23 protein-coding genes and 6 pseudogenes are annotated in these 24,882 nt (G+C 68.0%); 16 read left to right on the forward strand and 13 right to left on the reverse strand.

All coding sequences use genetic code 11. The annotated features are described in order from the left end of the window. Positions 1 to 735: 735 nt before the first annotated feature. Both ACGFSA_RS30475 and ACGFSA_RS30480 read left to right on the forward strand, forming a co-directional pair. Complete coding sequence (locus ACGFSA_RS30475; protein WP_393309271.1) at positions 736 to 1,491, forward strand: dienelactone hydrolase family protein; 756 nt, start codon at positions 736 to 738, stop codon at positions 1,489 to 1,491. Between the two features lie 121 nt (positions 1,492 to 1,612). Beyond that, positions 1,613 to 2,143, forward strand: a complete 531-nt coding sequence (locus ACGFSA_RS30480) for a hypothetical protein (protein WP_393309272.1) — start codon at positions 1,613 to 1,615, stop codon at positions 2,141 to 2,143. A 69-nt stretch (positions 2,144 to 2,212) separates the two neighbouring features. Here ACGFSA_RS30480 and ACGFSA_RS30485 read toward each other — a convergent pair whose 3' ends face one another. Beyond that, entirely contained in the window at positions 2,213 to 3,445 is a 1,233-nt protein-coding gene (locus tag ACGFSA_RS30485) for an IS110 family transposase (RefSeq protein WP_393309303.1), read from the reverse strand. Positions 3,446 to 4,309: 864 nt separating this feature from the next. On the opposite strand from ACGFSA_RS30485, the gene ACGFSA_RS30490 reads away from it, so the two are divergent. Then, positions 4,310 to 4,501, forward strand: a complete 192-nt coding sequence (locus tag ACGFSA_RS30490) for a hypothetical protein (protein ID WP_393309273.1) — start codon at positions 4,310 to 4,312, stop codon at positions 4,499 to 4,501. 806 nt (positions 4,502 to 5,307) lie between these two features. Here the strand turns inward: ACGFSA_RS30490 and ACGFSA_RS30495 are convergent. Beyond that, positions 5,308 to 5,580 (reverse strand): DUF6225 family protein, encoded by a 273-nt coding sequence (locus tag ACGFSA_RS30495; RefSeq protein WP_266989368.1) that lies wholly within the window; start codon positions 5,578 to 5,580, stop codon positions 5,308 to 5,310. 562 nt (positions 5,581 to 6,142) lie between these two features. Between ACGFSA_RS30495 and ACGFSA_RS30500 the strand changes: the two genes are divergently transcribed. From ACGFSA_RS30500 to ACGFSA_RS30515, 4 genes and pseudogenes are all read left to right on the forward strand, one after another. Then, the gene (locus tag ACGFSA_RS30500) at positions 6,143 to 6,664 is read left to right on the forward strand and encodes a hypothetical protein (protein ID WP_393309274.1); all 522 of its coding nucleotides are present in this window, start codon (positions 6,143 to 6,145) and stop codon (positions 6,662 to 6,664) included. A 106-nt stretch (positions 6,665 to 6,770) separates the two neighbouring features. Continuing rightward, positions 6,771 to 7,017, forward strand: a pseudogene (locus tag ACGFSA_RS30505) (IS630 family transposase); the annotation flags it as partial. Between the two features lie 22 nt (positions 7,018 to 7,039). After that, positions 7,040 to 7,231, forward strand: coding sequence for a hypothetical protein (locus ACGFSA_RS30510; RefSeq protein ID WP_393309275.1), 192 nt, complete (start codon positions 7,040 to 7,042; stop codon positions 7,229 to 7,231). Positions 7,232 to 7,370: 139 nt separating this feature from the next. Next, positions 7,371 to 7,517 (forward strand): hypothetical protein, encoded by a 147-nt coding sequence (locus ACGFSA_RS30515; protein WP_393309276.1) that lies wholly within the window; start codon positions 7,371 to 7,373, stop codon positions 7,515 to 7,517. A 138-nt stretch (positions 7,518 to 7,655) separates the two neighbouring features. Here the strand turns inward: ACGFSA_RS30515 and ACGFSA_RS30520 are convergent, their stop codons facing one another. Both ACGFSA_RS30520 and ACGFSA_RS30525 read right to left on the reverse strand, forming a co-directional pair. Further along, positions 7,656 to 7,877: a hypothetical protein gene (locus ACGFSA_RS30520; protein WP_393309277.1), complete on the reverse strand. Its 222-nt coding sequence runs from the start codon at positions 7,875 to 7,877 to the stop codon at positions 7,656 to 7,658. A gap of 55 nt (positions 7,878 to 7,932) precedes the next feature. Further along, positions 7,933 to 8,730 (reverse strand): hypothetical protein, encoded by a 798-nt coding sequence (locus ACGFSA_RS30525; protein ID WP_393309278.1) that lies wholly within the window; start codon positions 8,728 to 8,730, stop codon positions 7,933 to 7,935. A 113-nt stretch (positions 8,731 to 8,843) separates the two neighbouring features. Between ACGFSA_RS30525 and ACGFSA_RS30530 the strand changes: the two genes are divergently transcribed. After that, positions 8,844 to 9,233 carry a transposase gene (locus ACGFSA_RS30530; protein WP_393309279.1) on the forward strand — a complete coding sequence of 130 codons (390 nt, stop codon included), beginning with the start codon at positions 8,844 to 8,846 and terminating at the stop codon, positions 9,231 to 9,233. Then, positions 9,211 to 9,591 (forward strand): IS3 family transposase, encoded by a 381-nt coding sequence (locus ACGFSA_RS30535; RefSeq protein WP_393309280.1) that lies wholly within the window; start codon positions 9,211 to 9,213, stop codon positions 9,589 to 9,591. Before ACGFSA_RS30530 ends, ACGFSA_RS30535 begins: the two co-directional genes overlap by 23 nt. Here the strand turns inward: ACGFSA_RS30535 and ACGFSA_RS30540 are convergent. From ACGFSA_RS30540 to ACGFSA_RS30550, 3 genes and pseudogenes are all read right to left on the reverse strand, one after another. Continuing rightward, positions 9,581 to 11,050 (reverse strand): purine-cytosine permease family protein, encoded by a 1,470-nt coding sequence (locus ACGFSA_RS30540; protein WP_393309281.1) that lies wholly within the window; start codon positions 11,048 to 11,050, stop codon positions 9,581 to 9,583. The two genes, ACGFSA_RS30535 and ACGFSA_RS30540, sit on opposite strands and share 11 nt — an antisense overlap. Positions 11,051 to 11,636: 586 nt before the next feature. Beyond that, a pseudogene (locus ACGFSA_RS30545) lies at positions 11,637 to 11,876 on the reverse strand (ATP-binding protein); the annotation flags it as partial. Continuing rightward, positions 11,842 to 12,012, reverse strand: coding sequence for a hypothetical protein (locus ACGFSA_RS30550; protein WP_393309282.1), 171 nt, complete (start codon positions 12,010 to 12,012; stop codon positions 11,842 to 11,844). The pseudogene ACGFSA_RS30545 and the gene ACGFSA_RS30550, both read right to left, overlap by 35 nt. A gap of 623 nt (positions 12,013 to 12,635) precedes the next feature. Here ACGFSA_RS30550 and ACGFSA_RS30555 point away from each other — a divergent pair. Then, positions 12,636 to 13,166, forward strand: a pseudogene (locus ACGFSA_RS30555) (PP2C family protein-serine/threonine phosphatase); the annotation flags it as partial. A 367-nt stretch (positions 13,167 to 13,533) separates the two neighbouring features. On the opposite strand, the gene ACGFSA_RS30560 reads toward ACGFSA_RS30555, so the two are convergent. Continuing rightward, positions 13,534 to 14,541 (reverse strand): Lrp/AsnC family transcriptional regulator, encoded by a 1,008-nt coding sequence (locus ACGFSA_RS30560; protein WP_393309283.1) that lies wholly within the window; start codon positions 14,539 to 14,541, stop codon positions 13,534 to 13,536. 193 nt (positions 14,542 to 14,734) lie between these two features. Between ACGFSA_RS30560 and ACGFSA_RS30565 the strand changes: the two genes are divergently transcribed. Beyond that, positions 14,735 to 16,114, forward strand: a complete 1,380-nt coding sequence (locus ACGFSA_RS30565; RefSeq protein WP_393309284.1) for an MFS transporter — start codon at positions 14,735 to 14,737, stop codon at positions 16,112 to 16,114. After that, the gene (locus tag ACGFSA_RS30570; RefSeq protein ID WP_393309285.1) at positions 16,111 to 17,322 is read left to right on the forward strand and encodes a M20 family metallopeptidase; all 1,212 of its coding nucleotides are present in this window, start codon (positions 16,111 to 16,113) and stop codon (positions 17,320 to 17,322) included. The genes ACGFSA_RS30565 and ACGFSA_RS30570 overlap by 4 nt, the downstream gene beginning before the upstream one ends. Positions 17,323 to 17,557: 235 nt before the next feature. Here the strand turns inward: ACGFSA_RS30570 and ACGFSA_RS30575 are convergent, their stop codons facing one another. Next, entirely contained in the window at positions 17,558 to 18,400 is an 843-nt protein-coding gene (locus ACGFSA_RS30575; protein ID WP_393309304.1) for an IS701 family transposase, read from the reverse strand. 683 nt (positions 18,401 to 19,083) lie between these two features. Between ACGFSA_RS30575 and ACGFSA_RS30580 the strand changes: the two are divergent. Further along, a pseudogene (locus tag ACGFSA_RS30580) lies at positions 19,084 to 19,718 on the forward strand (ISAzo13 family transposase); the annotation flags it as partial. Here the strand turns inward: ACGFSA_RS30580 and ACGFSA_RS30585 are convergent. From ACGFSA_RS30585 to ACGFSA_RS30595, 3 genes and pseudogenes are all read right to left on the reverse strand, one after another. Then, a pseudogene (locus ACGFSA_RS30585) lies at positions 19,718 to 19,894 on the reverse strand (transposase); the annotation flags it as partial. The pseudogenes ACGFSA_RS30580 and ACGFSA_RS30585 sit on opposite strands and share 1 nt — an antisense overlap. A gap of 24 nt (positions 19,895 to 19,918) precedes the next feature. Beyond that, entirely contained in the window at positions 19,919 to 20,434 is a 516-nt protein-coding gene (locus ACGFSA_RS30590; protein ID WP_393309286.1) for a GNAT family N-acetyltransferase, read from the reverse strand. 135 nt (positions 20,435 to 20,569) lie between these two features. Beyond that, a complete protein-coding gene (locus tag ACGFSA_RS30595) occupies positions 20,570 to 20,812 on the reverse strand; it encodes a transposase (protein WP_393309287.1) in 243 nt (80 codons plus the stop codon). An 896-nt stretch (positions 20,813 to 21,708) separates the two neighbouring features. Here ACGFSA_RS30595 and ACGFSA_RS30600 point away from each other — a divergent pair. Next, positions 21,709 to 21,825: a hypothetical protein gene (locus ACGFSA_RS30600; RefSeq protein ID WP_393309305.1), complete on the forward strand. Its 117-nt coding sequence runs from the start codon at positions 21,709 to 21,711 to the stop codon at positions 21,823 to 21,825. On the opposite strand, the pseudogene ACGFSA_RS30605 reads toward ACGFSA_RS30600, so the two are convergent. Beyond that, a pseudogene (locus ACGFSA_RS30605) lies at positions 21,821 to 22,036 on the reverse strand (helix-turn-helix domain-containing protein); the annotation flags it as partial. The gene ACGFSA_RS30600 and the pseudogene ACGFSA_RS30605 overlap by 5 nt on opposite strands. Before the next feature lie 447 nt (positions 22,037 to 22,483). Here ACGFSA_RS30605 and ACGFSA_RS30610 point away from each other — a divergent pair. Then, the gene (locus ACGFSA_RS30610; protein WP_393309288.1) at positions 22,484 to 23,113 is read left to right on the forward strand and encodes a TetR family transcriptional regulator; all 630 of its coding nucleotides are present in this window, start codon (positions 22,484 to 22,486) and stop codon (positions 23,111 to 23,113) included. Between the two features lie 84 nt (positions 23,114 to 23,197). Further along, the gene (locus tag ACGFSA_RS30615) at positions 23,198 to 24,796 is read left to right on the forward strand and encodes an FAD-dependent monooxygenase (RefSeq protein WP_393309289.1); all 1,599 of its coding nucleotides are present in this window, start codon (positions 23,198 to 23,200) and stop codon (positions 24,794 to 24,796) included. Positions 24,797 to 24,882 lie beyond the last annotated feature (86 nt).

A 24,882-nucleotide genomic window follows, 5' to 3' on the forward strand; every position in this document is an offset into this window, starting at 1 on the left:
GAGCATCCACTGGACCGCAGCCGCACCAGCAACCTCACCCGCCTCAGCTACCGACTCACAGCCTGACCACCCACCCGGAATTGCGCACCAGAGTCACCCTTCTGCGCAAAGCAGTTGCCGCTGGGATGTTCACCTCCGTACCTGGCCTGGGGCTGTCGAGAAAACCCAGTTCGGCCTCGGCTGTTCCCCGCCCAAGATCTCTGGCAGCAGTTCCCCGCCGGGGACGACCGGCGGCTGATGGGTACCGGCTGCCGCGTCGCGGCGGCTCGGTGTTCGCCGGATCGGCCCGGTAACCGTCGAACCCGGTGACGCCTTGGGTCGGAGCCACGGGGCCGAGGACAACACACCGAGCGAGTCATCGCCTCAGGGCCTCGGCGCCGGGAGACAACGCCACCTTGATCGGAAACCCCGTAGCCCAGCGTGGCAAGCCACCGCCCAGCAGCACGTGGAGCGGTCCGTACGACCCTGCTCCAGGCCCGTTCGCGGGTTGCGGATCGGGAACGCCTCGATGTCCGCCTCGGCCGGCCAGGGTAAGGAACCATCATGAGCAGTGTGTAGGCAGCGGCCGTAAGTCGTCGACGTGCGGGGCGGTGAAGCGTCCGCCTCAACGACCAGAGTTACGGGGACGAAAGCAGCCCTGCCCGCAGCCGCGTACATGTGGTGTTCGACAATAAGCACAGGTCACCCGCAGCAGCGCCCCCTACTGAATTCGTGACAGAAAGAAGAGAAGCACCGATGACTGCCGTGCACGGAACAGCGGTGAATATTCCCACCCCGGATGGCACGGCCGACGCATACTTGGCCCATCCCGACGACGGCAGCCCCCATGCAGCTGTCCTGCTCTACATCGACGCCTTCGGGCTGCGCGCGCACCTGAAGAAGATGGCTGACCGCCTTGCCGGGGCCGGGTACACCGTGCTGGTCCCCAACGTCTTCTACCGTCATGGCCGTGCCCCGGTGGTGGAACTTCCCGACTTCATCGACCCCGTCCAGCGCCCCGACATCTTCCAACGCATCGTCCCCATCATGCGGTCACTCACCCCCGAACTGGCGATGCGTGACGCCGACGCCTACCTGCGCTGGTTGGCTGCTTGCCCACAGGCCACCGACGGCCCGGTCGGCGTCACCGGCTACTGCATGGGTGCAGGCCTGGCCCTGCGCACCGCCGGCACCTACCCGGACCGCGTCGCCGCCATCGCCGGCTTCCACGGCGGGCAGCTGGCCCCCGACACCCCCGACAGCCCGCACCTACTCGCCGACCGCATCACCGCCGAGGCGTACTTCGGGCACGCCGATCAGGACCAGGCAATGCCTCCCGAGCAGATCGACCGTCTCGAGAAGGCACTCACGACAGCAGGCGTCCGCCACCAGGGCGAGGTCTACCGAGGCGCGCACCATGGGTACACCCAGGCCGACACCGCCGCCTACAACCCCGATGCAGCCGAGCGCCACTGGACGGCACTTCTGGACCTTTTCGCCCGTACGCTCTGACCGGCCCCAGCCACGAGGTAGCAACGAGGTAGCAACGGATGGGCGACGGCGCCGCTGTGTCTCGAAGCGGACCGCATACGATCCGGGATTATCGGGGGCGACCCCCGGGGGAGGGGGGCTCATGCGGCGGATTTTCTCGTGGCCGGTGTCCCGGCGCTTCGTCGGCGCTGTTGCCGTCGGTGCGACCCTGATCGCGACCTCAGGGTGCACGGTCCCCGTCGATGCCGTCACCGGGATCTCCGTGACCGGCGACGGCCGTCTGGTCGGCGTGATGATGATCTGCGGGCACCATATCGACGGCGCGACGCTCTACGTGGACAGCACCGATGTCAAAAGCCAGACGAAGATGGGTTCATGGACCGCTGACCGTCCCCTCACAGCCGGCCTCGTCACCTGGCCCCTGGACACCCCCGCCGCCGGCTGGACCGCGACCAAGCCTCTGGCCGCGCTCACGGCCGGGATCACGTATGTCCTCTACGGCTGGACCAAGGACAACTCCTGGTCATCGGCAAGCGTCTCCTTCACCCTGACCGACCGGGACCGGCTCACCCCGGGAAAGGTCCGCTACGACGATCTCTCGGCCAACGGCGATAGTTCCCCCACCGCCGTCCCCACGGCGGACTTCACAGCCATGGCCTGCCGAGACACGTAGCCACAGCCCGTCACGCCGAGGCAGGAGCAGCGGCACGGACTATGTGTCACCGATTCCTCATGCTGTTTGTCAAGCCGCGAGAGTGGTGGGCGGTGCGAGCGCGTAGCACCGTCCGTCGCGTAGGAGGGCCCAGAGGACGTTGACGCGGCGGCGGGCGAGGGCGAGGACGGCCTGGGTGTGGCGCTTGCCTTCGGCCCGCTTGCGGTCGTAAAAGCGGCGGGACTCCTCGCAATGGCGGATGCTGAACAACGCCGACGTGTAGAAGACGCGTTGGAGACGGCGGTTGTATCGCTGGGGGTGCCGCAGGTTTCCGCTGATCTTGCCGGAGTCGCGCGGGACGGGTGCGACCCCACCGAAGCCGGCGAGGCGGTCGGGGGTGCCGAAGACAGTCATGTCTCCGCCGGTGGCGGCCAGGAACTCGGCGCCGAGGATGACGCCCAGGCCAGGCATGCTGGTGATCACGTCGAAGGTGTGGTGGTCGCGAAACCGGGCCTCGATGCGCTTGTCGAGCTCGGCGACCTGCTGGTTGAGGGCCATCACCTCGTCCGCCAGCCTGTGTACCATCTGGGCGGTCAGCTTCTCGCCGGGGAGGCTGGTGTGCTGGCGGTCAGCGGCCTGGAGGGCTGTCTCGGCGAGCTGGTCGGCGCTGCGGACCTTGCGGTTGCGCAGCCAGGTCGCCAGCCGCTTGACGCCGATCCGCCGGATTGCGGCCGGGGTCTGGTAGCCGGTCAGCAGGGTGAGCGGACCGGTGTTGGTGAGGTCGAGGGCCCGTTCCAGGCCAGGGAAGATGCCGGTGAGCTGAGCGCGGAGCCGGTTGACGGTGCGGGTGCGGCCGGCGACGAGGTCCATGCGGCGGCCGGTGAGGATCTTGAGGTCGATGACGGTTTCGTCGCCGGCGTGTAAGGGGTGCAGGTCACGGCGGATGCGGACCTGGTCGGCGATGACCGCGGCGTCCTTGGCGTCGGTCTTTCCCTCGCCGCGGTAGCTCTCGGCGGCGCGGTGGATGGCCCGGCCGGAGATGTAGTGCACCGCCTGGTTGTGGTTGAGGAGGATCGCGATGGCCAACGCGGCTCCGCCGTCGGCAAGATCGATACCCCAGGTCACCTCGTCACTCAAGGCCATGACGCTGGCAAGGAGTTCGAGGAGTTCGGGCTCGTCGTCAGCGACGCGTCGAGAGAGCAGACGCCGGCCGCTCTCGTCGATCGCGACACAGTGGTGGTGGGTCTTGCCTGCGTCGACGCCGGCCCCCCTCTCCCGCCCCGCCGCGACCTGGAAGGCGCGCTCGGAAGAAGACGCATACACCCGGAAGATCAAGAAGAAAGCCGTCCTCTTCCGCGGAAAAGGTCGAACCCGGCGACCCAGAAGTGTTCGACCTTCGCGTGACCAAGGGGCAGGCGGACAGGACTGCCGTTTCACCGTCCAGTTCGACTGGATCGCCGACGGCAAGCGCGACGCCACCACCTTGGACAACGAAGGCACAGGCTTCCCCAGCCCCGGAAAGGCCCCGCCGCCCCCTAGAACCCAAGACCTCAGAACCCAAGGCCTCGCCCCGGGGACGGCCGGCCGCACCCTCCAGCCGGTCTCCTAGGCAGCCCAGGAGAGAGCATGGACCAGTTCCAGCCGCGCTGCTTACGGGGCTGAACCGTCGCGCCAGCTCCTGGCTCGCCGATCGCCGTGCCTCTCCATCACCCGCCCATGCTCCATGCGGGTGATGTGCGCCTCCGGGATGCCACCGTCGAAAAGGATGGCATGAGGGCGGACATCACGGGCTCGGGCCTGGTCGTCGGCCGCTGACCTGCGGTTTTGCGGGACTCAGTAGATTTCTGTTCAAGATGCTGACAGGGTCGTGTGCTACTAGCGTGATGGCTGTGAGAGTCGCAACCGGGGCACGCCCCGGGCGGCAAGTCTCCCGAAGGGTGGGAACCGATCTGCAGCGAGACGTGCTCCCGCTTCACGCGGTGACCTCTGCGAACCGCACCGCATGGTTCTCATCCGCTGTGGCCATCCACCTTCGATCTTCGGTGGTGGAAGGAAAGGTAAAGACTTATGCGAGCACCTCATATCAAGCGTTCCCTCGCTGTAGCAGCCGCCGGTGTGATGCTGGCTGGTGGCGCCGCTGTCGGTGCGGCGGGTACGGCCACGGCCGCTCCTGCTCGAGTGACCTCCGTGACCAGTAACTCCTACGACCGCTGTGGCTGGTGGGATGACTGCTGCGGCTGGTGGGATGGCTGCTACGGCTACGGCTACTACAACCCCGGGTACGGCTACGGCTACGGCTACTACAACCCCGGGTACGGCTTCGGCTACTACAACCCCGGGTACGGCTTCGGCCAGTTCCAGCAGCAGCAGCAGCAGTAGAGGCGATGCCCTTGCTCAACCGCCCGGCTCGCCAAGTCGGCTGCCTGTGTGAGGAAGCCGGCGAGGCCGCCCGGGTCCGGAGGCGTGGAGAAGACACCTGATGCCGCCCAGTCGCGGGCGATACCGTGCAGCGAAGCCCGATCGGCGTCGGCGAGCGCATCACGCAGGGAATCTGTCAGCGACAGACGCAGGGCCCCCCCTCGTCGATCAACGCGACCAGGTGACCATGCCGCGGGTCGGCCTGAACAGCCTCGGCCGACCGGCCCGTGATGAGTCCTGAGCATCGACTCGCCGTTGAGCCGGACGTCCTCGACAAAGTACGGCCTCCAAGCGCGCCTGCCGCCCTGCCGGACCTGGACTGGCTCGATCAGCATCTGGCTCACAACCGAACCAAAGCGCTGGAGCGCTTCGTCACCGGCTGGTACCCAGCCGTTGATCAGCAGCCCCGGGCGGTCTCTACGCCCGCCGCCATTCCTCAGGCGCTGGCCGACTTCTACAGGCTCGCTGAGGAACGCCCTGCGATCCGCGGAATCCAGAACAGGATCCTCCCGGAAACGAAGCACTGCGCCGACTCGGTGCCCTGGACCTCGACTGGGACCGGTTCGACGGCTGACGGCATTCGACAGGGTGTGGAACGAGGCGCCGCCCAGGGTGCGGTGGCTGAGGGCCCGGATCTCTTCGGTGGCCGTGTAGGCAATGGTCTGTGGTTCGCGCTCGGGTCTATGGGGGCTGCTCCTTCGGTGCGGGCGTGTCCGGCGAATACTGCAGCGGTAACCGAAAGTCCGGTGGACCTGAGCGTGACCGGTTCAGTCGAGAAGGTCGTACCTGTCTGGCTCCCAGTCGGCGAACAGGGTCAGCGCCTTCTCCGTCTCGGTGCGTTCTGGCGTGGTCGCGGTGGCCGGCCACCAGTTCTCCACCTGATGGGCGTCCACGAGGACGAAGCCGCGGTACCCGTCGAAGTCGCCGGGGTCGCTTGCCACACCGATATGGATGGGTGCGTCATCGGGTAGATCTTTGAGGGCATCGCGCAGTTGTGCGGCGTTCCAGATTTGGGGGGTGTGCTCGAAGGTGTCGGCCATGAGTACAGGTTGCCAAAGTGGGCTGTCCAACTGGGGGAGACACGGCTGCTTACCGAGCTAAAGCGCTGATCCGGTGCAAGGGTAGGGCAAAGAACAGGCCACCCGTCGGGAGACAGGGTTATGGGGCTCCGGTCAGAACCGTGTCACCAGCCGCACACGGCCCCGCACGGACAGGGAAGATCCAATTCCGGTCGTAACACAAGGTCAATACGCCGCAGTGCCCGTCCATCACCCGCTATGCGCTTCACACAGTCCGTAGACAGCCAGCGGTCCACAAATCTTGACAGTTCCTCAAGAACCGGCGTCCTCTACATCTATCCCGCGTCGTCAGCACAGGGCCGAAAATCACTCAGTCGAAGCTTGACTTCGCTATGGGGAAGCCAGTTGAGCCGAGTGGTTACCCAACCGTCCGAATCGCCTCATGAGGCACTGACCGGAACCGCTCTCTTGTGGACGCAGCGCCCCAGCAGTTCCGCGGAGGGGCGCGGTCTTGCCCGAGAGGGTTCTCAGCCGATCCCCGAACCGCTGGTCACAAGGGCCGGCCCGCGTCGAGAATGTCGCCATGACGGACAGCCGCGACGACGCAGACCGCATATTCATCCGCAGCAAATGGGGCACCAACCGATACGTCTACAACCCGCACAACCCCGTCGGCCGCGCCCTCATCATCGGCTCGCTGCTTTTCGCCGTCGGCGGGATGTACCTGCTCTATCATCCGGGGCTCCTCAGCGGTTCCAACAACTGGGAGGGGGACGAACTGCGGTCCGCCGTGACAGCGGCGACCGCCGAGCTGTCGAGCGAGGCGCAGTTCGGGCCCGGGACCATCAACTACGAGGAGATCCTGCAGGCCGGTATCGCGGAGAAGGGCCATGGTTCCCAGGGCGCGGTGACTGTCACGCTCGCCTCGGAGCCGCCGGATTCCGCCGTGTTCAACGGGGGCGCGGAACAGGCCGACTACACCGTCACCGCCGACGGCACGGACACAGCCTTCTGCCTCAAGGTCTACGCCATGAAGCGCAAGCAGGCGATGGGCTACGACTTCGTCACCACCTCCATCGGCGAGGGTGCGTGCCCCGCCGCCTGATACCTGTTTGTCTGCCCGGACGCGGGCCGGGCTCTGATGCCGGTCCCGCCCCGTCTTCGGCTCCTACTCAGGCCTGAGGCTTGTCTGCGGCGCGCGGGTCGACGTCGAGGGCGGCGAACCCGAAGTCACTTTGCGCATGGACGAGTTCGGACCACTCAACCTGATGCCCACCCCGGGCGGCAGCGGGCCGAGCGCGGTGGCAAGCACAAGGACCCCGACCGCGAGCCACGCCGCCGACGGCGCGCGACCTACAACCGCTACGGCGGAGTCTCCACCTGTTCGCCGCCTACGACCTGGCCAAGGACAAGCTCTACGGCCACATCAAGCCGGTCAAACGGCGCACCCAGTTCCTGGGGCCAGTCCCACAGCACTGCGTTGCGCGAGCCCGGCTCCAACACCGCCTATCCGCACTCCTCGTCGAGCAATACGGTCATCGCGATGGACCTGACGAGCTGCAGGCAACTGTGGGCGAAGGACACCGCGGGCGACATCGACAGCCACTCGTCGCCCGTGCTCACCGACCCCGCATCGGGCCCGGCGAAGCTTGTCACCTTCACCGCATACTGAGTCCGCGGGCACGACCCGAAGACGGGCGCGGTGACCTGGGAGTCCAAGCTGGGCGGCGGCAGCACCTGCGAGCCGGGGCGGGCCCCGCTCACCAGCCCGACCGTACGGGCGGACATCGCCTACGTCGCGGGACGCGACGGTGTCGTCCGCGCTGCTGGACCGTGTCTCCCGATCCTCGCTGCTGCGCACCTGGACCCCGAGGATTCCGCTGTTCGCCGCCTCGGCGGTGGTGGCCGGAGGCGTGGTGGCCTCGGCGCTCGCCGCGGGACAGCTCCTGGCGCCGTAAAGGGACTTACGGCGGAGGCGCCCCTGTCCGGCATCGAGCCGACACCGTTGGTGAATCCGCCCCGTCGCTCAGACGGCGAGGCGGATTTTCGGCCCAGCTGATCCAGGACGGCGACCGGCCGCCATACTCCTCGACAAGCTAAGTGAGATGCTTGGAGACGTCCAAAGGCAGCCCACGTTCCGCGGCGAGAGGCTCGAAGCTGTTGTCGCGTACTCCGAACAGGCAGCCGAAGGCGCTGTACTCGCGTCCGTCGTAGAGATGGTCCAAGTCCATAGCGGCGTGCCAGAGGGAGTCTGTCTCATCGAAATCAACGGGGTAGTCGCGCTTGCACTCGATGTAGCCGTTGATGTCCGTTCCCATGGGCGGATTGTGCCGGAGCCCGCAGGCACGGACGAACCGATTTTCAGCCCTGGGTTCAGAGCGTGAGCACAGGGCGAGTGGAAAAGTCCTCGCAGAGGTCCTCGCCGTCGGGACCGTACACGAACTCGGCCATGGAAGGATTGCGGTTGGCCGTGGCCAGTGGGAGCCAACCCAGAAGACACCCGTAGCCGCCGCACACCGATTCGCCGCCGTCCCCGCCGTGGACGGCAGCGGCATCGCTGGTCAGTTCCGTGCGGTACGTGTCGTAAGCGATGCGCAGGCCGAGGGCATTCGGCTGGTTCTGCGGCCCGTCCGGGTCTCCGTAGGGGATGCGGTCGAGAGGGCAGTCGTTGCCCCATCGGAACAGGGTTGTGGCGCCAGCACCGCAGGCATGCTCCCACTCGTCAGAGCTCGGCATTCGAAGGCCGCGAGCCGCGAGTACGGCTGGCATGTCGGCGGGCAGTTCGGTCAGGTTCTCGTCCTCCACGGCCATGAGCACGGTGGCCAGGGTGACGCTCCGGCGTGGGCTGAGCACCTGGGCGAGGTGGGCCCGGAGGTCGGGACCGTAACCGAAGCCATGCTCCAGGCTCTCCGCGTAATCGGCGGTCTGCTCAGAGGCCGAATGCCAGCCTTCGAGGTCGACCCCGAGCGCCACTGTGCCGCCGGGTATCAAAGCGAATTCCTGAGTATTCCGTTCGATCCGGACACGATGCAGCGGGGCGCCGAGGTGCGCAACGGTCTCGATGGCGGTCACGCGGCCACCGACCAGCTCAGCGGCCTGGTGGGCGACGCGGCGTGCGGTCGACAGGTCGAATGACCACCACTGGTCAAGACTGAGATCGGCGAGAGACATGTGCCGCAGTGTTGCACGGACCTCTGACACGGACGGGCCAGAGGCGAGGCGGGATGGAAAGCATGCCGAGGGCGACTGCGCGGCCCGGTTGCCCAGGGGGCCTCCCCTGAGTGGTGGACACGCTGATACTGGCGACGAAGGACTACGCGGACGAGTTCAAGGCCGATGCCGTGGCCCTGTACGAGTCCACGCTCGGGGCGACCTACAAGGGGATCGCCGCTGACCTGGGCATCAGCAGGGGCAGTCTGCGGACCTGGGTGCTGCGGGACCGTGAACGACGCGGTGTCGCCGGGGCGGCCGGGCCCTCAGGAGGGAGGCTGTTGGCCGGAACGTCCGAGCCGGGCTCGGGGTCGGAGGCGGACGAGCGGATCCGGCGGCTGGAAGCGCGGGTGCGGGAGCTTGAAGTCAGTGAACGGAAGCTGGCGACCGAGCGGGACATCCTGCGCAAGGCGCGAAGTATTTCGCCGGGAAGACGAACTGGTGAACTGCTTCCAGTTCGTTGACGACCACCGGGACGCCTTCGAGGTGAAGCGGCTGTGCCAGGTCCTGGGCCTGAACCGGTCCAGCTACTACAAGTGGCGGACCCGTGGCGACGCCCGGCAGGCACGGGAACAGGACGACCGGCTCCTGGCGGAGACGATCCGTCTCATCCACGCCGACTCGCGCGGCACCAACGGCTCGCCCCGCGTCACCGCCGAACTTCGTGACCATGGTTTGCGGGTCAACGAGAAGAAGGTCGCCCGCGTGATGCGGAAGTTCTCCATCGTTGGCATACGACTGCGCAGGAGAATCCGCACGACCGTCTCCGAGTCCACCTCCACCGACGCAGTCCAAAAGGCCGGCGTTCGCGTCAGACGGTGACCCGCTCGACCTTGAGGGCAGCGGCCTCCTCGGTGGTGGCGGACGTGTTCTCCCGGGGCGCGGGGAGCACGGCCATGATCACGCCGGAGATCACGATGGTCGCCGCCCAGGCGAGCCCGTATTTGCCGATGGGAGTGCTGGAGAACGGGCCGGCGAACCAGTCGCACTTGGTGAAGGCGAGCCCGATCAGCAGCGCGACCACCCAGGACACCATCGCCTGCCAGCAGAAGCCGCCCACGTACCAGTAGCGGCTGCTCCGGCCGGTGTCCATCAGCGCGGCGGCGTCGTAGCGCACCGCAAGCGACCGACGCCGGAACATGTCCACCGCATAGACGCCGATCCAGGCCGAGAAGGAGACGGCGAGCAGGGTCAGGAAGGTGATGAAGGAGCCCAGGAAGCTCTTGGCGACCAGCATCAGCATCAGGCCGCCGACCAGCGAGATTACGGCGTTGATGCTGACGGCCATGGCACGCGGCAGCTTTACACCCATGGTCTGCGCGGTGAAGCCGGCCGAGTACATCGAGAGGCTGTTGATCAGCATCATGCCCACGACCGCGGTCAGCAGGTACGGCACGGCCAGCCAGGCCGGCAGCAGGTCACCGAGGAAGGCGACCGGGTCCGAGGCCCGCGCCAGACCGGGCGAGGCCGTCGCCATCACCGCACCCATCAGCACCATTGGCACCATCACCAGAGCGGCGCCCGAAACCGTCACGCCGACGATCTTCCTACCAGAGGCGGCGTGTGGCAGGTAGCGCGCGAAGTCCGCGCCGGTGGGGACCCAGCTGATGCCACCGGCGGCGATGGTTCCGATGCCGGCGATCATCATCGCGGTGGTGCCCGCGGGCTTGGAGAAGACCTCACTCCAGTGCATGGTCGCGATCAGGTAGCCCAGCACCAGGACGCTGAAGACGCCGAAGAGGTACGTCGACCAGGTGTTGCAGACATTCAGCGCCTTCCGGCCCATGCCGGAGACCAGGAACGTACAGGCAACGAAGACGAAGAGCGTGGCGACGATCAGCGCGGTGTTGCTCTTGACGCCGAAGAGCAGGTCAAGAACGGTCAGTACGGCGTAGGCACCGGTGACGGCGTTGATCGTCTCCCAACCGAACCGAGCGATCCAGAGGATCGCGCCGGGGAACAGGTTGCCGCGCACGCCGAAGGTGGCCCGCGAGAGCGTCGCGCCCGGCGCCCCACCCCACTTTCCGGAGACCGACAGCAAGCCGACCATGCCGAACGAGGCGACCGCGGCGCACACCGCGACGATCAAGACCTGCCAGAAGTTCAACTGGTTGAACACCACCAGGGCCGCACCCATGGTGAGAAGCAGGACGCTGATGTTCGCCGCGACCCAGGTCGGGAAGAGTTCGCGGACTCTGCCCCGGCGCTCGTGGTCCGGGACAGGTTCAATACCGCGTGTCTCTATCGCGCCGTCGGTGTCGGCGGTGGACAGGTTGTCCATGAGGGTGGCTCCGTGCGTGTGAAGCGGGAGATAAATCTGGCATATTCCACATTTGTGGAACTCTTCGCGCGTAGCGCACGAGTCGAGCCATCCTACTTTGATCCCGTTGCGGTGGAAAAGGGGTCGACGTGGTAGTTCCGTGGGATTGATGTCACGCGGCTTCCTCGAGTGCTGCGGTGATCTCACCGGGACTCTGTAGAGGGTGGTTGGGGGCTGCAGGAGGGCTTGGCGGAGGTCTTGAGGGGTGCGCAGGGCTTGCGGCGTCATGGTGAAGCCGCGCCGGCCGCGTGAGGCGCGGTCCAGGACGGCCCGCACCAGGCTGACGCAGGAGGTCTCACCGGGGAAGTGGTCGATGACCTTCACGCGGCGTCGGGTGGTCGGGCCCGAGCATGAGTGCGAAGTTCGTCACGGTGCGGCCGTCCGGCCGAGTTCCGCTGGATAATCAGACTCGGAGCCAGAGCCGATTCGGCGCGACGGTGACGGTGCCGTGGAAGACGCAGGCCCGTATATCCAGAGTCTCGCGGGCCTCTGACCATCTCACCGCATGGAACGCAGCCGGACACCACTCCCAGGACGGATCGCACTTTCAGAGCGCTTCACCGACGGCAGGGCCTTCCGGCATGGCCTGCTCCACCCACATGGTCTTGCCGGCAGGCGTGTAGCGCGTGCCCCACCGCTGCGCGATCTGGGCGACGATGAACAGGCCGCGGCCGCTCTCGTCGTCAGCGGCGGCGTGGCGCAGATGAGGTGAGGTGTGCCCGGTGTCGGCGGCCTCGCAGATGAGGGACTGGTCACGGATGAGCCGGACGTGGATCGGCCCGGCGGCCCCAGCCGCCCATCCAGCCGATGCGGGGGCCGAAGGCACGGGTCGCCCACATGAAGGTGGTCCCGCAGTCGGCGTTGCTCGCATTGAGTTCCTTGTAGGCGTAGGCGATCAGCAGCATCGGGATGAAGGCCAGCATCGTGATGATCGGGTCTCCAGGCCGACTCCTGCCACGATGAGGCCGAGCGTGGCGGCGACGCTGTACGCCGGGGCGGTGGACACCAGGCCGATGGCTACGGAGGAGCACAGTCCCAGGGCATCGGATTTGAGCCCTACCCGAGCCTGGGCCGAGCGCGCGAGGCGCGTCGGAGGCAGCAGGCCTACGGGAGAGCTTCACACCGGACGCCAACCTCCTCATGTGCCTTCCGCTCACCGTCTTCGCCGCAGGTGATGAGGCCTGCCACGGGACACCTGCTGGATGATCCACGCGGCTGTCAGCAGGACCAGGGGGAGCGGACTACCGAGATCCGCACGACCAGGAAGAACCCGTCACGGGCAGCCGCAGGCCGTGTACCGCCCGCTGTCCGTCAGACGAGTCCTCTCCGGTCTGCCAACCGTCTTGCGCTGGGATGGCGACGGGGCCCGGGGGAGTATGGGGGTATCCGGAGCAGCAAGGAGACCGGCGCGACCGAAGGTCGGAAGGAGGCCCCGCGTCGGTTGACAGGCGGAGGGGGTGCCTTGCGTGAACAGCATCGAATCCTTCCAGACCGACACCAGCCGGCTGCGCCCCGGGCGTTCACGCCGCGCCCGCGACCGGCCCGGAACGCCGCCGCGACCATGCGCCGACTGCGCACCGCGACGTGCACGCTGGCCGATCTCGACCTCGACCCGGCACAGGTGCTTCGGCAGCTGGACAAGACCACCGCACGCCTGGAGCACTACATCGCCACCTGCGTCTACGCCGTCTACGACCCTCGCCGCGCGGAATGCCACATCGCCACGGCAGGACACACGCCTCCCGTCCTCGTACGCACAGGCCATCCCCCGGAACTGCTCGACCTGCCCACCGGCGTCCCCCTCGGCGTCGGCGGCGTTCCCTTCGAAGCCGGCACCGTCGGATCGGGGAACGGAGATCTGCTCGTCCTCTATACCGACGGACTGGTCGAAACCCGCGAACGTCCCATCGACGAGCGCCTGAACAGACTTCTCCAGCTGCTGGATGGCCCCCAGTGCCCCTTGGAAGAGACATGCGACCGGCTCCTCAGCGCACTGCGCGATCCGGAGCACCACGATGACGTGGCTCCGCTCATCGCGCGTCCTCAGGCAAAGCCGGCTGCGCGTCCGCCCTCTTGAATCAGCCGGCGACCGGATCTCACACGACTCCAGCCATCCTGCACGTCGTCGTCCAACAGACGCACTGCCGTCGCCGGACGCGATCCCCGTAGCGCCGCTGACTTCCAACACACCGGCCAAGCCTCGGTGCCCGCAGCCCGCACCGCCGCTAGCAGGCCGCGTTCGGCTACGGATCCAGGACTCCGGCCCGCGTCCTGCAACGCGCCATCGCCCCGGCCCGCGCGAACACCCCCTTCACTGAGCCGGCCGCCCGGCCGGCTTCGCCGACCAGGCCCATCCGGCTCGTGAAGCAAAGGAGTTGGCGGGAGTCCCGCAGAGCGCCGTCGTCGGACAGGGAAGTTGGAAGAGGGTCCGTCGCGCGCCCCGGCTACCAGGGTGAGATCGGCTGGACGCCGATGCGACGCCCCTCCTCGTCGAGCAGATGGCCCATGCGCTTGGCCGTGTGCAGGCCGACGATGCGGTCGGTCACCGTGAGGGTGGGCAAGCGGGCGCACAGGGCAGTCTCGCGCCGCTGGATGTCACCGAGGTCGTGCACCCAGAGCGTGGCGAAGATGTTCGCGGGACCGGTCACAGCCGCGACCAGACGGCACTCGGGCAGGGCGGCGAGGGTGCGGTGGACGGTGCCGATGTCCCGCGCGGGCACCTGGCCGAGCAGGGAGACCGGGACGGGATGCCCGGCGAGCGCGGAGGCGATGTCACAGCGGAAGGTCAGGACGGCGGAATCCGTGAGACGGCGCAGGCGGCGGCGGACGGTGGCCGGGCTGGTGGCCGTCCGCTCGGCGAGTTCGGCCAGCCCGAGGCGGCCGTCACGGACCAGCTCGTCGAGCAGGGCCCGGTCGACGGGATCGAATGCGAGCGTACGGAGCGGCTCCCGCGCCCCCGCCGAGTTGCCGAGCGCCGTCAACTGGGCGGGATCCAGGGAGCGCAGCCGCCAGCGGCTGCCCTCGACGTACAGCGAGGTGGCGAACAGGCAGCTCACCGAGACGATGCCGGACAGCCGGTCCAGCTTCTCGTTGAGGAATCGGCTGAGCGAGGGCAGGTCCGGGGCCAGCACATCGAGGAGCAGGTCGGCGCTGCCGGGCCCGGTCAGCTCGATCGTCACCGCTTCCGGCAGCGCGCTCAGCTCCGTCATCAGCCGGGACCGCTCCTGAGGAAGGCAGCGCAGCAGCACGAAGGCCGTGCATCGGTTACGCGTGAACTCTCGCCCGGGCGCCGCGTACACCCAGGCGAGCCCCGCCCGGGTCAGCCGCTCCCAGCGCCGCGCCAGCGTGCCCGCGGTCACGCCGAGCAGCGGAGACAGCTCCGACCACGAGGCCCGGGGCCGCAGCTGGAGGGCGTTCACCAGGGCGAGGTCGAGTTCGCTGGCGGTGACCATTTCTCGCATCACAAGCACTCCGTACGTACGAATCCATGAATATTCGGGGCCATGTGTACCTCGGCCCGCACAGTAGCCACCACATTCGGTTCCGGCCACCAGATGATCCAGAGGTGAAGCTGTGTCCACACGCATATCGGGAACGCGACGCGGACCCGGAGCGCTGAGCTCCGGCCCGGGCATGCTCGCGACGATGGCTGTCGTTGTCCTGTTCAGCGGCATCGTCCAGGGCTATCTGACGCCGCTGCTGCCCGAGGTCGGCCTGCGCCTGCACATCGGCTCCGTGGGGCAGAACAACATCTACCTCCTGTCCCAGCTGGCCTTCGCGGTGATGACGCCGCTGCTCTCCCGGCTCGGCGACCTGTACGGACACCGCAAGCTCCTGCGGGTGGCCCTCGCGATGGTGGCGGGCGGCTCGCTCCTGATCGCCGTACGGCCGTCCGCCGTGACCCTCGCCGTCGGCGTGACGCTCCAAGGCGCCCTGGTCGGCTTCTTCCCGCTCCTCGTGGGCATCCTCCGCTCCCGGGCACCGGAGCGGAACCGGACCGGAATCTCCCTCCTCGTCGGTGTCCTGCTCATCGCGATCGGCGTGGGCGGCCTCGTGGCGGGTGCGCTCAGCGAGCGCCACGCGGAAGCCGGACTGTGGACGGCCGTCCCGGTCGCCGCCCTCGCCGTGGTGGCGGGCTTCGTCCTGCCCGACAGCGACACGCCGCGCGGCGGGCGCTTCCACTACGGGGCGGCGGCGCTGCTCACCGCGGGCCTGGTGGCGCTCGTCCTGGTCCTCGCGCAGGGCAGTACGTGGGGCTGGGGCACGCCGCGCACCGTCGCGCTCGCCGTCGCGGCCCTCGCCGTCCTCGCGGCCTGGGTGGCGGTCGAGCGGCGGTCCGAGCATCCCCTGGTCAGCGTGCGGATGCTGAGCAATCCGCGCCTCGCGGTGGTCAGCGGCTACACCTTCTGTGCCGCGTTCGGCACGATCGGCTTCCTCGGCGCCAACGCACTCTTCCTGGGCGCCTCACGGTCCGCGACCGGCTACGGCATGGGCCTGGGACCGCAGGCCATCGCCACCATCGCGCTGGCCATGGTGACCGCCGGATTCGCCGGCTCCACGCTGACCCCCCGTCTCGCCCGGAGGTTCGGCGACCGCGCTGTGCTCGCCTCGGGCGGCGGTCTCATCGCGCTCGGCTTCCTGGGGATGGCCCTCTTCCACGAGACCCTCGCCCAGTACGTGGTCTGCGCCCTCGTCGTGGGGCTCGCGACCGGAGTCTTCGAGTCGATCACGCGAACCCTGTCGGCGGAGGTCGTCGAGGAACAGGAGACCGCTCTCGCCGTCGGCCTCAACGAACTGGCGCTCTCCCTGGGTGCGGCCATCGGCGCTGCCGTGATCGGCGCGTTCTTCGCGGCCCACGCCGTGCGCGGCACCACACACATCGCCGAGTCCGGCTACCTGTGGGGCTGGGGTGCGTGCGCCTGCGCGGCCCTTGTCGGCATGGCCCTCGGCCTGCGCTATCGCAGCCCACGCGAGGCCGACGCGACGTACGGACAGAAGCCGGCACAGAGCGGAGAACTCGCATGACACTCACCCCGGGTATGCACAGGACGGTGACCGAAGCGGTGCGCTCCTGGAGCGAACGGCTCGTGACCCTCAGCCACGGACTGCACGACGAACCCGAGACCGCTCTCCAGGAACACCGCTCGGCGGCCAGGATCGCCGGCCTCCTGGAGACGGCCGGCTTCACCGTCACCCGGGGCGTCGCCGACCTCCCCACTGCCCTCGTCGCCACCCGCGGATCCGGCGACCTCGTCATCGGGTTCTGCGCCGAATACGACGCCCTGCCCGGCATCGGCCACGCCTGCGGGCACAACGTCAACGGAGCCGCGGCCGTCGGAGCCGCGCTCGCACTTGCCGCCGTCGCGGACGAACTCGACCTGACGGTCAAACTGATCGGCACCCCCGCCGAGGAGGACATCGGAGGAAAGGTTCTCCTCCTCGATGCCGGAGTCTTCGACGACGTGGCTGCAGCGATGATGGTGCACGCCGCCCCCGACGACAGCGTCGGAGCCTCCTCGCTGGCCATCGGGTCCTGGGACATCACCTACCGCGGCAAGCCCTCGCACGCCGCGCTCGCCCCCTGGGAAGGCATCAATGCCCTCGACGCGATGACCATCGCCCACACCGCCGTCGGACTGCTCCGCCAGCAACTGCCGCCCGGTGTGGTCGTGCACGGCATCGTCACCGACGGCGGCCAGGCCGTGAACGTCATCCCGGCCCGTACCCGCGCGCGCTGCGAGGTCAGGGCGCTGACCGTGGAGCAACTCGCCGAGGCGTGGCAGCGGGTGCGCGCCTGCTTCGAGGCCGGGGCGCTCGCCACCGGCGCCGAGCTCGAAGTGCGCACGCATGGAAGGGACTTCGCCGATCTGCGTCAGGACCCGGACATGACGGAGGCCTACGCCAGGGCAGTTGGCGAACTGGGCCGTACGGTGATGTCACGGCACGGTGAGACGATGGCGTCGACGGACATGGGCAACGTCTCGCAGCTCATCCCCACGATCCACCCCACGATCGGCTACGACACAGGCGGTGCCAAGCAGCACACTCCCGAGTTCACCGCGTACGGCAAGAGCCCGGGAGCCGACCGGGCGGTGCTCGACGGGGCGACCGCGCTCGCCCTGACCGGTGCCGGTCTCGCGACGGCGCAGGCCCAGCGGAGCCGACTGCTCGACGGCGTGAGGAAGCGGCAACGGAGTCAGCCCTTCAGCTGTAGACCGGTATCGCCACTGTAGTTTGCCTGGTCCTGTCCGGCGGAGGTCCTGGGTGCCGCATTCGGCTGAGCGGCTGTGGCTGCGTCGTCGGTGACAGGCACGGGCGAGGGCCTGGTGGCAGCGGCGCCAGCGCAACCAGTGCAGTTCGTGCCTGATCCGCTCCTTCGGCGCGGGCTGAGGGGCCATCACCTCAAGGAGTCGGCGGACCTCGTAGGCGGTGTAGGCGATCGGGGCGGTGTCATCGAGGCTGGTGGGATCACGGGAGTCCCCCTCTCTGCCCCAGCTGCCCGTCGGGCCGGGGAGTGGCCTGTTCGCGTGCGGCGGCTGCCTGGGCGACCAGGAAAGCGGCGGCCAGTTGCGCCAGGGTGATGTGCCGGTACCAGCCGTGGAAGGAGCGCACCTCGTAGTCGGCTGTCCCAGCCGCCGACTTGGCCAGCTTGATAGCTTCTTCCACCCGCCAGCGCGCGCCGGGCACCCGTACCAGCTCCTCCACCTCGGTCTCCTGCGGATCCCAGGCCAGGTAGTAGTCCCGCTTGTCGGGTTCGGCCGGGCGGCGGTGGACGATCACCCACCGGGCCCAGGCCCCCTCCCCGACCTCCGAATCGGGATCCGGGATGCGGCGCACCCACCACTGCCAGGCGCGGGACTCCAGTTGGCCCGGGCCGGCCGTGAGCTCGGCCCAGTCCTGGTCGCCCGCGACGCGTTCGACCAGGCGGGCCAGGTGCCGCCGGCCCGGGCGCGGCAGCACCGTCTGGTCGGCCGGCACGTTGACGGCGTAAGGCAGGCGGTTCCGCTCCAGGAAGGCACGGAAGGCCCCGTCGCGGCCGTAGACCTCGTCCGCGGCCACCCACACGCGTCCGGTCGGCAGGTCGGCAAGGATCCGCTCGATCATCTGCTCGGCCAGCCGGGATTTGGTGGCGAAGCCCAGCTCATCGGGGATGTGCGCGGCCCGACAGCGCGTCCGGTCCTCGCACCACTCCTTGGGCAGGTACAGCTCCCGGTCCACCAGCGCCTGCCCGGCCCCGGTCGCCCAGGCCGCCATCACCCCGACCTGGCAGGGGAAGACCCCTCCCAGGACTTGTATGTGAACAACTGTCAGATTTGGTCCGCGGGGTCACCATCGCGGGGTGCCGGTGGGAGGCTGTGGCATGGCTACGTCTCCGCACCCCCGTACAACGGCCGAAGCCCTGCAGGCAAAGTTCGACCAGTTCCTGCCGCACCTTGATGAGCGCCGTCGTCGGCTCTATCTGGCCAGTGAGGCCACCGTGATCGGTCACGGCGGCATCACTCGGGTGGCGGCGGCCTCCGGCGCCAGCACCGCTACCATCGCACGTGCTGGCTGCGGTGGACGGGTTCGTGCTGGATGCGCCGGATGCGACGGTCAACCGGGCCGCGTTCGGCGGGCCGGTCAAGAACGGCCGGCCCGCGGGGTTCCCACAGGCGCGGGTGGTGACGCTGACCGAGTGCGGCACGCACGCGCAGATCGACGCGGCGGTGGGCGGATTCAGCGGTGGCGAGCCGGAGTTGGCGATCAAAATGGCCGGCTCGGCCGCCGGGATGCTGGTCATCATGGACCGGGGTTTTCCCGGGGTGGCGCTGTGGAAGGCATACACCGGGGCCGGGGCCCATCTGCTGATCCGGGCGCGTTCAAGTGTCGCGGCGCGTCCGGTCGAGCACCTGCCAGATGGCACCTACCTGGCGAGGATGAACCTGGCCGGACAGACGGGCGCGCACCCCGGTGGGGTGCTGGTCCGGGTAGTCGAGTACCGCGTCGACGGTGGCGCCGCAACGACCACCACGACCGGGCTTTCGATCGGCGCCGAACTCGACACCGGTAGCTACCAGCTTGGCGCGACCGTCACGCCCGCCGAGTTCCACGCTCTGCCGATCACACCGAGCACGTTCCACGGCGACTGGAACTACGCCCTCGCACCTGTCCCGCCCAAGCCTCCCGAGGTGCCACGAACTCGTCGCCGGATCGACCCGGCCCTGACCGAACTGCTCACCAACCCGGCTCTGACGGGCCTGGCCCGCTCCGACTTCGACGACTTGGTGGCGGTCTCGGAGCCGTACTGGGACGCCTTGGCCGAAGCCGCATTCCAACGACGTTTTCACCGTCCGCGCAGCTATCTCCACCCGCAGACCAGCAGCCTGGACCACTACCACCGACTGCTGACGGCGTTGTCACGCCGCCGTGGGGCAGCGACCAGTACCCTCCTGGCCCACCTGCTGGGCGTCACCCGCACCAACCTGTCCAATCAGTTCCAAGACGGGCACCGTCTCCTGGACCTGCACAAGATCACCGTCACGCCATTGCCCGGAGCGCCCGCCCGCACCCTGGAGCAGCTGAAGGCCCGTGGGATGCCTATCGAAAGACACCCCACAGATCAAATCTGACAGTTATTCAAATACGAGCCCCCAGCGTGCCGGTGTACTGCCGGGCCACCCCGGCCGATGACCGGCCCTTCTTCGCGAACCCGGTCTCATCGACCACCAGCACCCCGCACCCGTCCGGTCCGGCCCCCACTTCGCCGTCCTCCAGCGAGGCAATGACGTAGCGGCGCACGAAGTCCCGCAGTCCGTCCGCGTCCCACCGCACTGATCTACGGCTGAAGGGCTAGGGCACGCGCTGGTAGCGAAGCTCAGTGAGTGTGATCTCATCGTAGACATCGTCTTGGGTTTCACCGTCGGGCTTGTACCCGGCGCATTCGTAGAAGCGACGAGCTCGGTGGTTGTCGTGGAGAACCCACAGGACCGAAATGGGAAACTGCAGGTTCTCCATCCGAGCGTGGGCGTTGGTGATGAGAGTCCTGCCGACTCCTTGACCGATCAGGTCCGGGCGAACATAGAGGGCATAGATCTCACCTGCTCGTCCCTCGCCAGGCCTCTGGCTTAGGCATGGCCCGAAGCTGGCCCACCCCACCGGGGCGCCCCCGTCGACTGCGACAAGGTCTGTCGCCTGTCGACGCGGACGAGAGAACCGCTTCCGCCGCTGACTGACATCGCTCTCGACCGTCATCGCGTCCAAGTACGCCGGAGGAACGATGCCAGCGTAGGCAGACTGCCAGCCCCGCACACGGATCGCCGAGACGGCCGGGATGTCATCTTCGTTCATCTCCCGCACTTGCAACATCGCGCCACCCTATGGCCACAGGTGTGCAAGTGAGTAGTGCTTTTACACATCGCGCCGCTTCGTCTCGGCGTCGTTTGAATTCTGGTTCTGGATCACTTTCCGTGCAGGGCCCACGGAGGGTCACCGAACCCGCGATCATGAACGGCCTCCCGCAGTGCGGAGGACCCGCTTGCGCAGGAGGTCGAAGTTGGCGCGGCAGAACATCTGCCGTCTCAGAATTTTGATCTTGTTGTTGTGGCCTTCGACGGCTCCCGAGCTGTAGCGCAGGCTGAGGCCGGCGAGGACGGCGTCGAGGTCCTGGCAGAGGCCGTTGACGAAGGAGTGCAGAGCAGGCAAGTCATCGGCCTGGACACCGGCGATGACCCGAGCAGACGCCACGAGCTGCTCAACCCGCCGGACGACCCGGTCCACGCCGACGTCGTCGACCGCCAGAGCGGCCTGGACACGGACAGAACCGTGCAGGTTCGCCGAATCCTGGATGTGGTTGAGCCGGAACCCGCACGCGATACTTTTCGATGAGCAGACCGACGCACAGGTTCTCGTCTACGCGCAGCACCCGTCGTCAACGGCAGTCGGCAACCTCTCACTTGAGGCGTGGAGGAGGGCAGGGGGCACGGGCGAGGCCCCGGTGGGCCCCTGTGCACCAGGGGCCCACCGGGCGCGATCACTGCACGGCCACGCTCTCGATGAGCACGTGATGGTCCGAGTAGGCGCTGTCGCCCAGCCCGCAGAGCGGCCTGCACGTAGTCGTGTTGCACGTGATAGATGACCACGTCCGCCTTCTGGTCGGGGGTACCGGTACCCGCGCAGCCCCAGGAGTCCCGTTGGCTTCCACACATGTTCCACGACATGACCTGTAGGTTCTTCGGCTCGGCGGCCTGGCTGGGTGATGCGGCGGCGCCGAGGAAGAGCAGGGCGCCGAGGACGGCCGACCATATCTTCTTCATCACGTGGGGAACTCCCTGGAGGACGGGGCGGCGGTGCCTTCGCGCACCGTGCCACGTGATCTTGTCACTCCGTCACTTGCGGGGCCAGCGTGTGGATGATCCGTGCCTTCTGCGAGGGCCTGTCGGGTGGCTGATCATGTGTGATGCGTGACGGTCGTGATCTGCCTTCCGGGCATGGCGACGGCCCGGGAATGATCACGTGGTGTGTGCCAGTGTGACAACTCCGAGGCCGTCAGCGGCCCTTGCTATGTGTCCAGCTTGACCGCTGAGATGCGGGAGATCATCCAGTTGCTCCTTCTGGCGCGTGACCTGCGAAAAGGCGGTGGGATGCGCAAGTACGGAGACCGGTTGGTGCTCGACTCGGTGTTCTACGTGCTGTGGTCGGGCTGTCAGTGGCTGATGCTTCCGCGCGATCGCGCTCGTCTTCGGTGTTCCGGTTCGTGAGCAGGTCGCCCGGCTGGCAGTCGAGGACCTCGCAGATGCGGGTCAGCGTGGTGAAGCGGATCGCGCGGGCCCGGCCGTTCTTCAGGATGGACAGGCTCACGTTGGTCACGCCGACCCGGGAGGCGAGCTCCGCGAGGGTCATGCCGCGCTCGCTGAGCATGCGGTCGAGATGGACCTCGATCGCGTGGCTGTCGTTGTCGTCCGGCGCCATCACTCGTTCCTTCCAGATCCTCCCGCATGGCCACCCCGGCGCGCACGATGCGGGCGAACGTGAGGATGCCCAGGACCAGCAGCAACGAGGGGAAGCCAGTGAGGAAGTCGAACAGCCGCTGGGCACTGTCGGCGTGATCGGTGCAGTGCGACGGGCGGGTCATGACCTCGACCCCTGCATGGGGTCGGAACATGCCGGTGATCCCGTCCGTGCTGAAGTCCGAGTGGGACTCGACGCACACGTGCGGACCGCCCCACAGCGGGCCCAGCTTGGTGCCGGTCAGGGGTCCCACGGCGCCGACGACGAGGCCCACGAGAATCAGTCGATAGGTGCCCCGGACCACGGTGGCGACCGGCTCCAGCAGCCTGGCCTCGGCAAGGTCGCCATTGACAATCTTGCCGTGGCGGCAACATTGCTATTTCGGTAAAATTTGCTACGGTGGCTGACATGACACAGGGAGACGACGCTCGCATCGGGCTGCGGGAGCGCAAGAAGCGGGAGACACGCGTCTCGCTGAGCCAGGCCACGATCCGCCTGTGTGTGCAGCGCGGGTGGGACAACGTGACGGTCGAGGACATCGCCGCCGCAGCGAATGTGTCTGTGCGCACCTTCCGCAACTACTTCTCCGGCAAGGCCGAGGCGATCGCAGCCAGCCATCTGGAGCGCATGCTGCGGATCGCCGACGAGCTACGCACACGGCCAGTTACCGAGCCCTTGTGGGACTCGATCGTTCACGTCGTACAGGCCCAGTTCGCACAGGGAGACGAATCAGGCGCAAGGTCGTCCCACGACCAGCGTTGGAGGGACGGGCTTCGGCTCATGCTGGCCGAACCGGCGCTGCAGGGGGAGGTCGTCAAGGCGAACGCGGCCGCAGAAGAGGAACTGGCCCAGGCGATCGCCGAGCGCACTGGTACCGACGTGGCCCGTGATGTGTACCCGAAACTGGTCGCCGCGGTAGTCGGTGCGGGCAGTGCCGTGGCCGTGGAGCACTGCCTGCGTACGGATCCGCCCGCCCCGCTCGTCCCGGTGTTGCGCGAGGTCTTCGACCGGATCGCCACAGGCCTTCGTATTCCCTAGCAAAACCGTGTAACCGATCCTGCCGGGCTGCTGCCGGGCCGATCCGTCCTGCTCTTCTCCGTCCACGCAAAGGGGAACACGTTCGTGATCACGGATGTCGTCATCGTCGGAGGCGGCCCGAACGGGCTGATGCTTGCCTGCGAACTGGCCTTGGCCGGGGCCCGGCCAGTCATTCTGGAGAGTCTGCCCGTGCCGAGCACGGAGCCGAAAGCGAACGGGCTGCTCGGCCAGGTCGTGAGAATGATCGACCGTCGGGGCCTGTACGAGCGCCTGAGCGGCACCCCGGGGCCGCCGCAGCCGAACTCCGCGTACTTCATGTTCGCGGCGCTGGGCCTGAATCTGAGCCTGCTGGAGGACAGTCCGGTCTACGGCCTGCCGGCGCCGCAGCACCGCATCGTGCGGGTCCTGGAGGAGCGCGCCACTGAACTGGGCGTCGAAATCCGGCGGGGACATGAGCTCGTCGGCCTCTCACAGGACGACGACGAGGTCGCCGTGGACGTCGCAGACATGGACCGGGCCTACCGGCTGCGGGCCCGTTATGTCGTCGGCGCGGACGGGGCACACAGCATCACACGCAAGCTGTCCGGCATAGGTTTTCCCGGCGTCACCTACGACCGGCGGACCAACCGGACAGCACACGCCACGGTCCCCGCGGAGTGGGTGGATCCCGAGACAGGCGCGTTGAACGTGCCCGGCTACGGGGCCGTACTGCCGTTCCTGCCCCACCGCACCGAGCACGGAGGGTTCTCGTACGCGCCGTTCCCCGGCCACCCGCCGCTGGTCAGCACCACGGAGTGGGACCAGCCCCGGTCCGAGGCTCCCATGAGCCTTGACGAGTTGCGGGCGAGCATCCGCCGCGTGCTCGGCGCCGACCTGCCGCTCGGCCCGCCCACCGGCGAGGGACCATACGTGCTGCGCCGGCTGAGCGGCGGGAACACCCGAGTGGCCGAACGATTCCGGGACCACCGGGTGTTCCTCGTCGGCGATGCCGCCCATGTGTATACCTCAGGGGGCGGACCCGGGCTCAACCTTGGCCTGCAGGACGCGATCAACCTCGGCTGGAAGCTCGCCGCCGAGATCCACGGCAGCGCCCCACCCGGACTGCTCAACAGCTACGAGACCGAACGCCGGCAAGCCGCTCACCGGATGGTCATGTACGCCCAGGCGCAGGCCGCGCTGACCGCGCCGGGCAGTGACGTCACCGCGCTGCGCGAGCTGTTCAACGAACTGCTCGGCCACCGGAACACCGTCCAGCATCTCGCCGACCTCACCGCCGGCACCGATATCCGCTACGACATGGGCTGTCACCACACGCACCCCCTGGTCGGCCGGTTCGCACCGGACATGGAACTGCACACCCCAACCGGGGCGGTCCGGCTGACGGAACTGACCAGAACCGCAAGGCCATTGCTGCTCGACCTGACCGAAGACGCATCGGTTGCCGGAGCGCTGGCCGAGTGGCACGACCAAGTGGACATCGTCACCGCACAGCCCCAGCCGACCGCGCATGCAGCCACCGCCCTCCTGCTTCGTCCCGACTGCTACGTGGCGTGGGCATCGGCGTCATCCCGCCCGGACTCGGCGGACCTGGACGCGCTCCGGGCAGCCATGCGGCGGTGGTTCCGGCCTGCGAAAACTGCCCCCAGCGGGCGAGAAGACTCAAAGGGACATCAACCTTGTTGAGCCGTCAATCGCGTGGGGAATTTGAGCACCCCTGAGAAAAGCACCGATGCGCAACCGCGCACGCTCGGCGTGGGTATTCGTCAACA

Origin of the sequence: Streptomyces sp. NPDC048496 (assembly GCF_043200055.1) — a bacterium.
GTDB lineage: Bacteria > Actinomycetota > Actinomycetes > Streptomycetales > Streptomycetaceae > Streptomyces.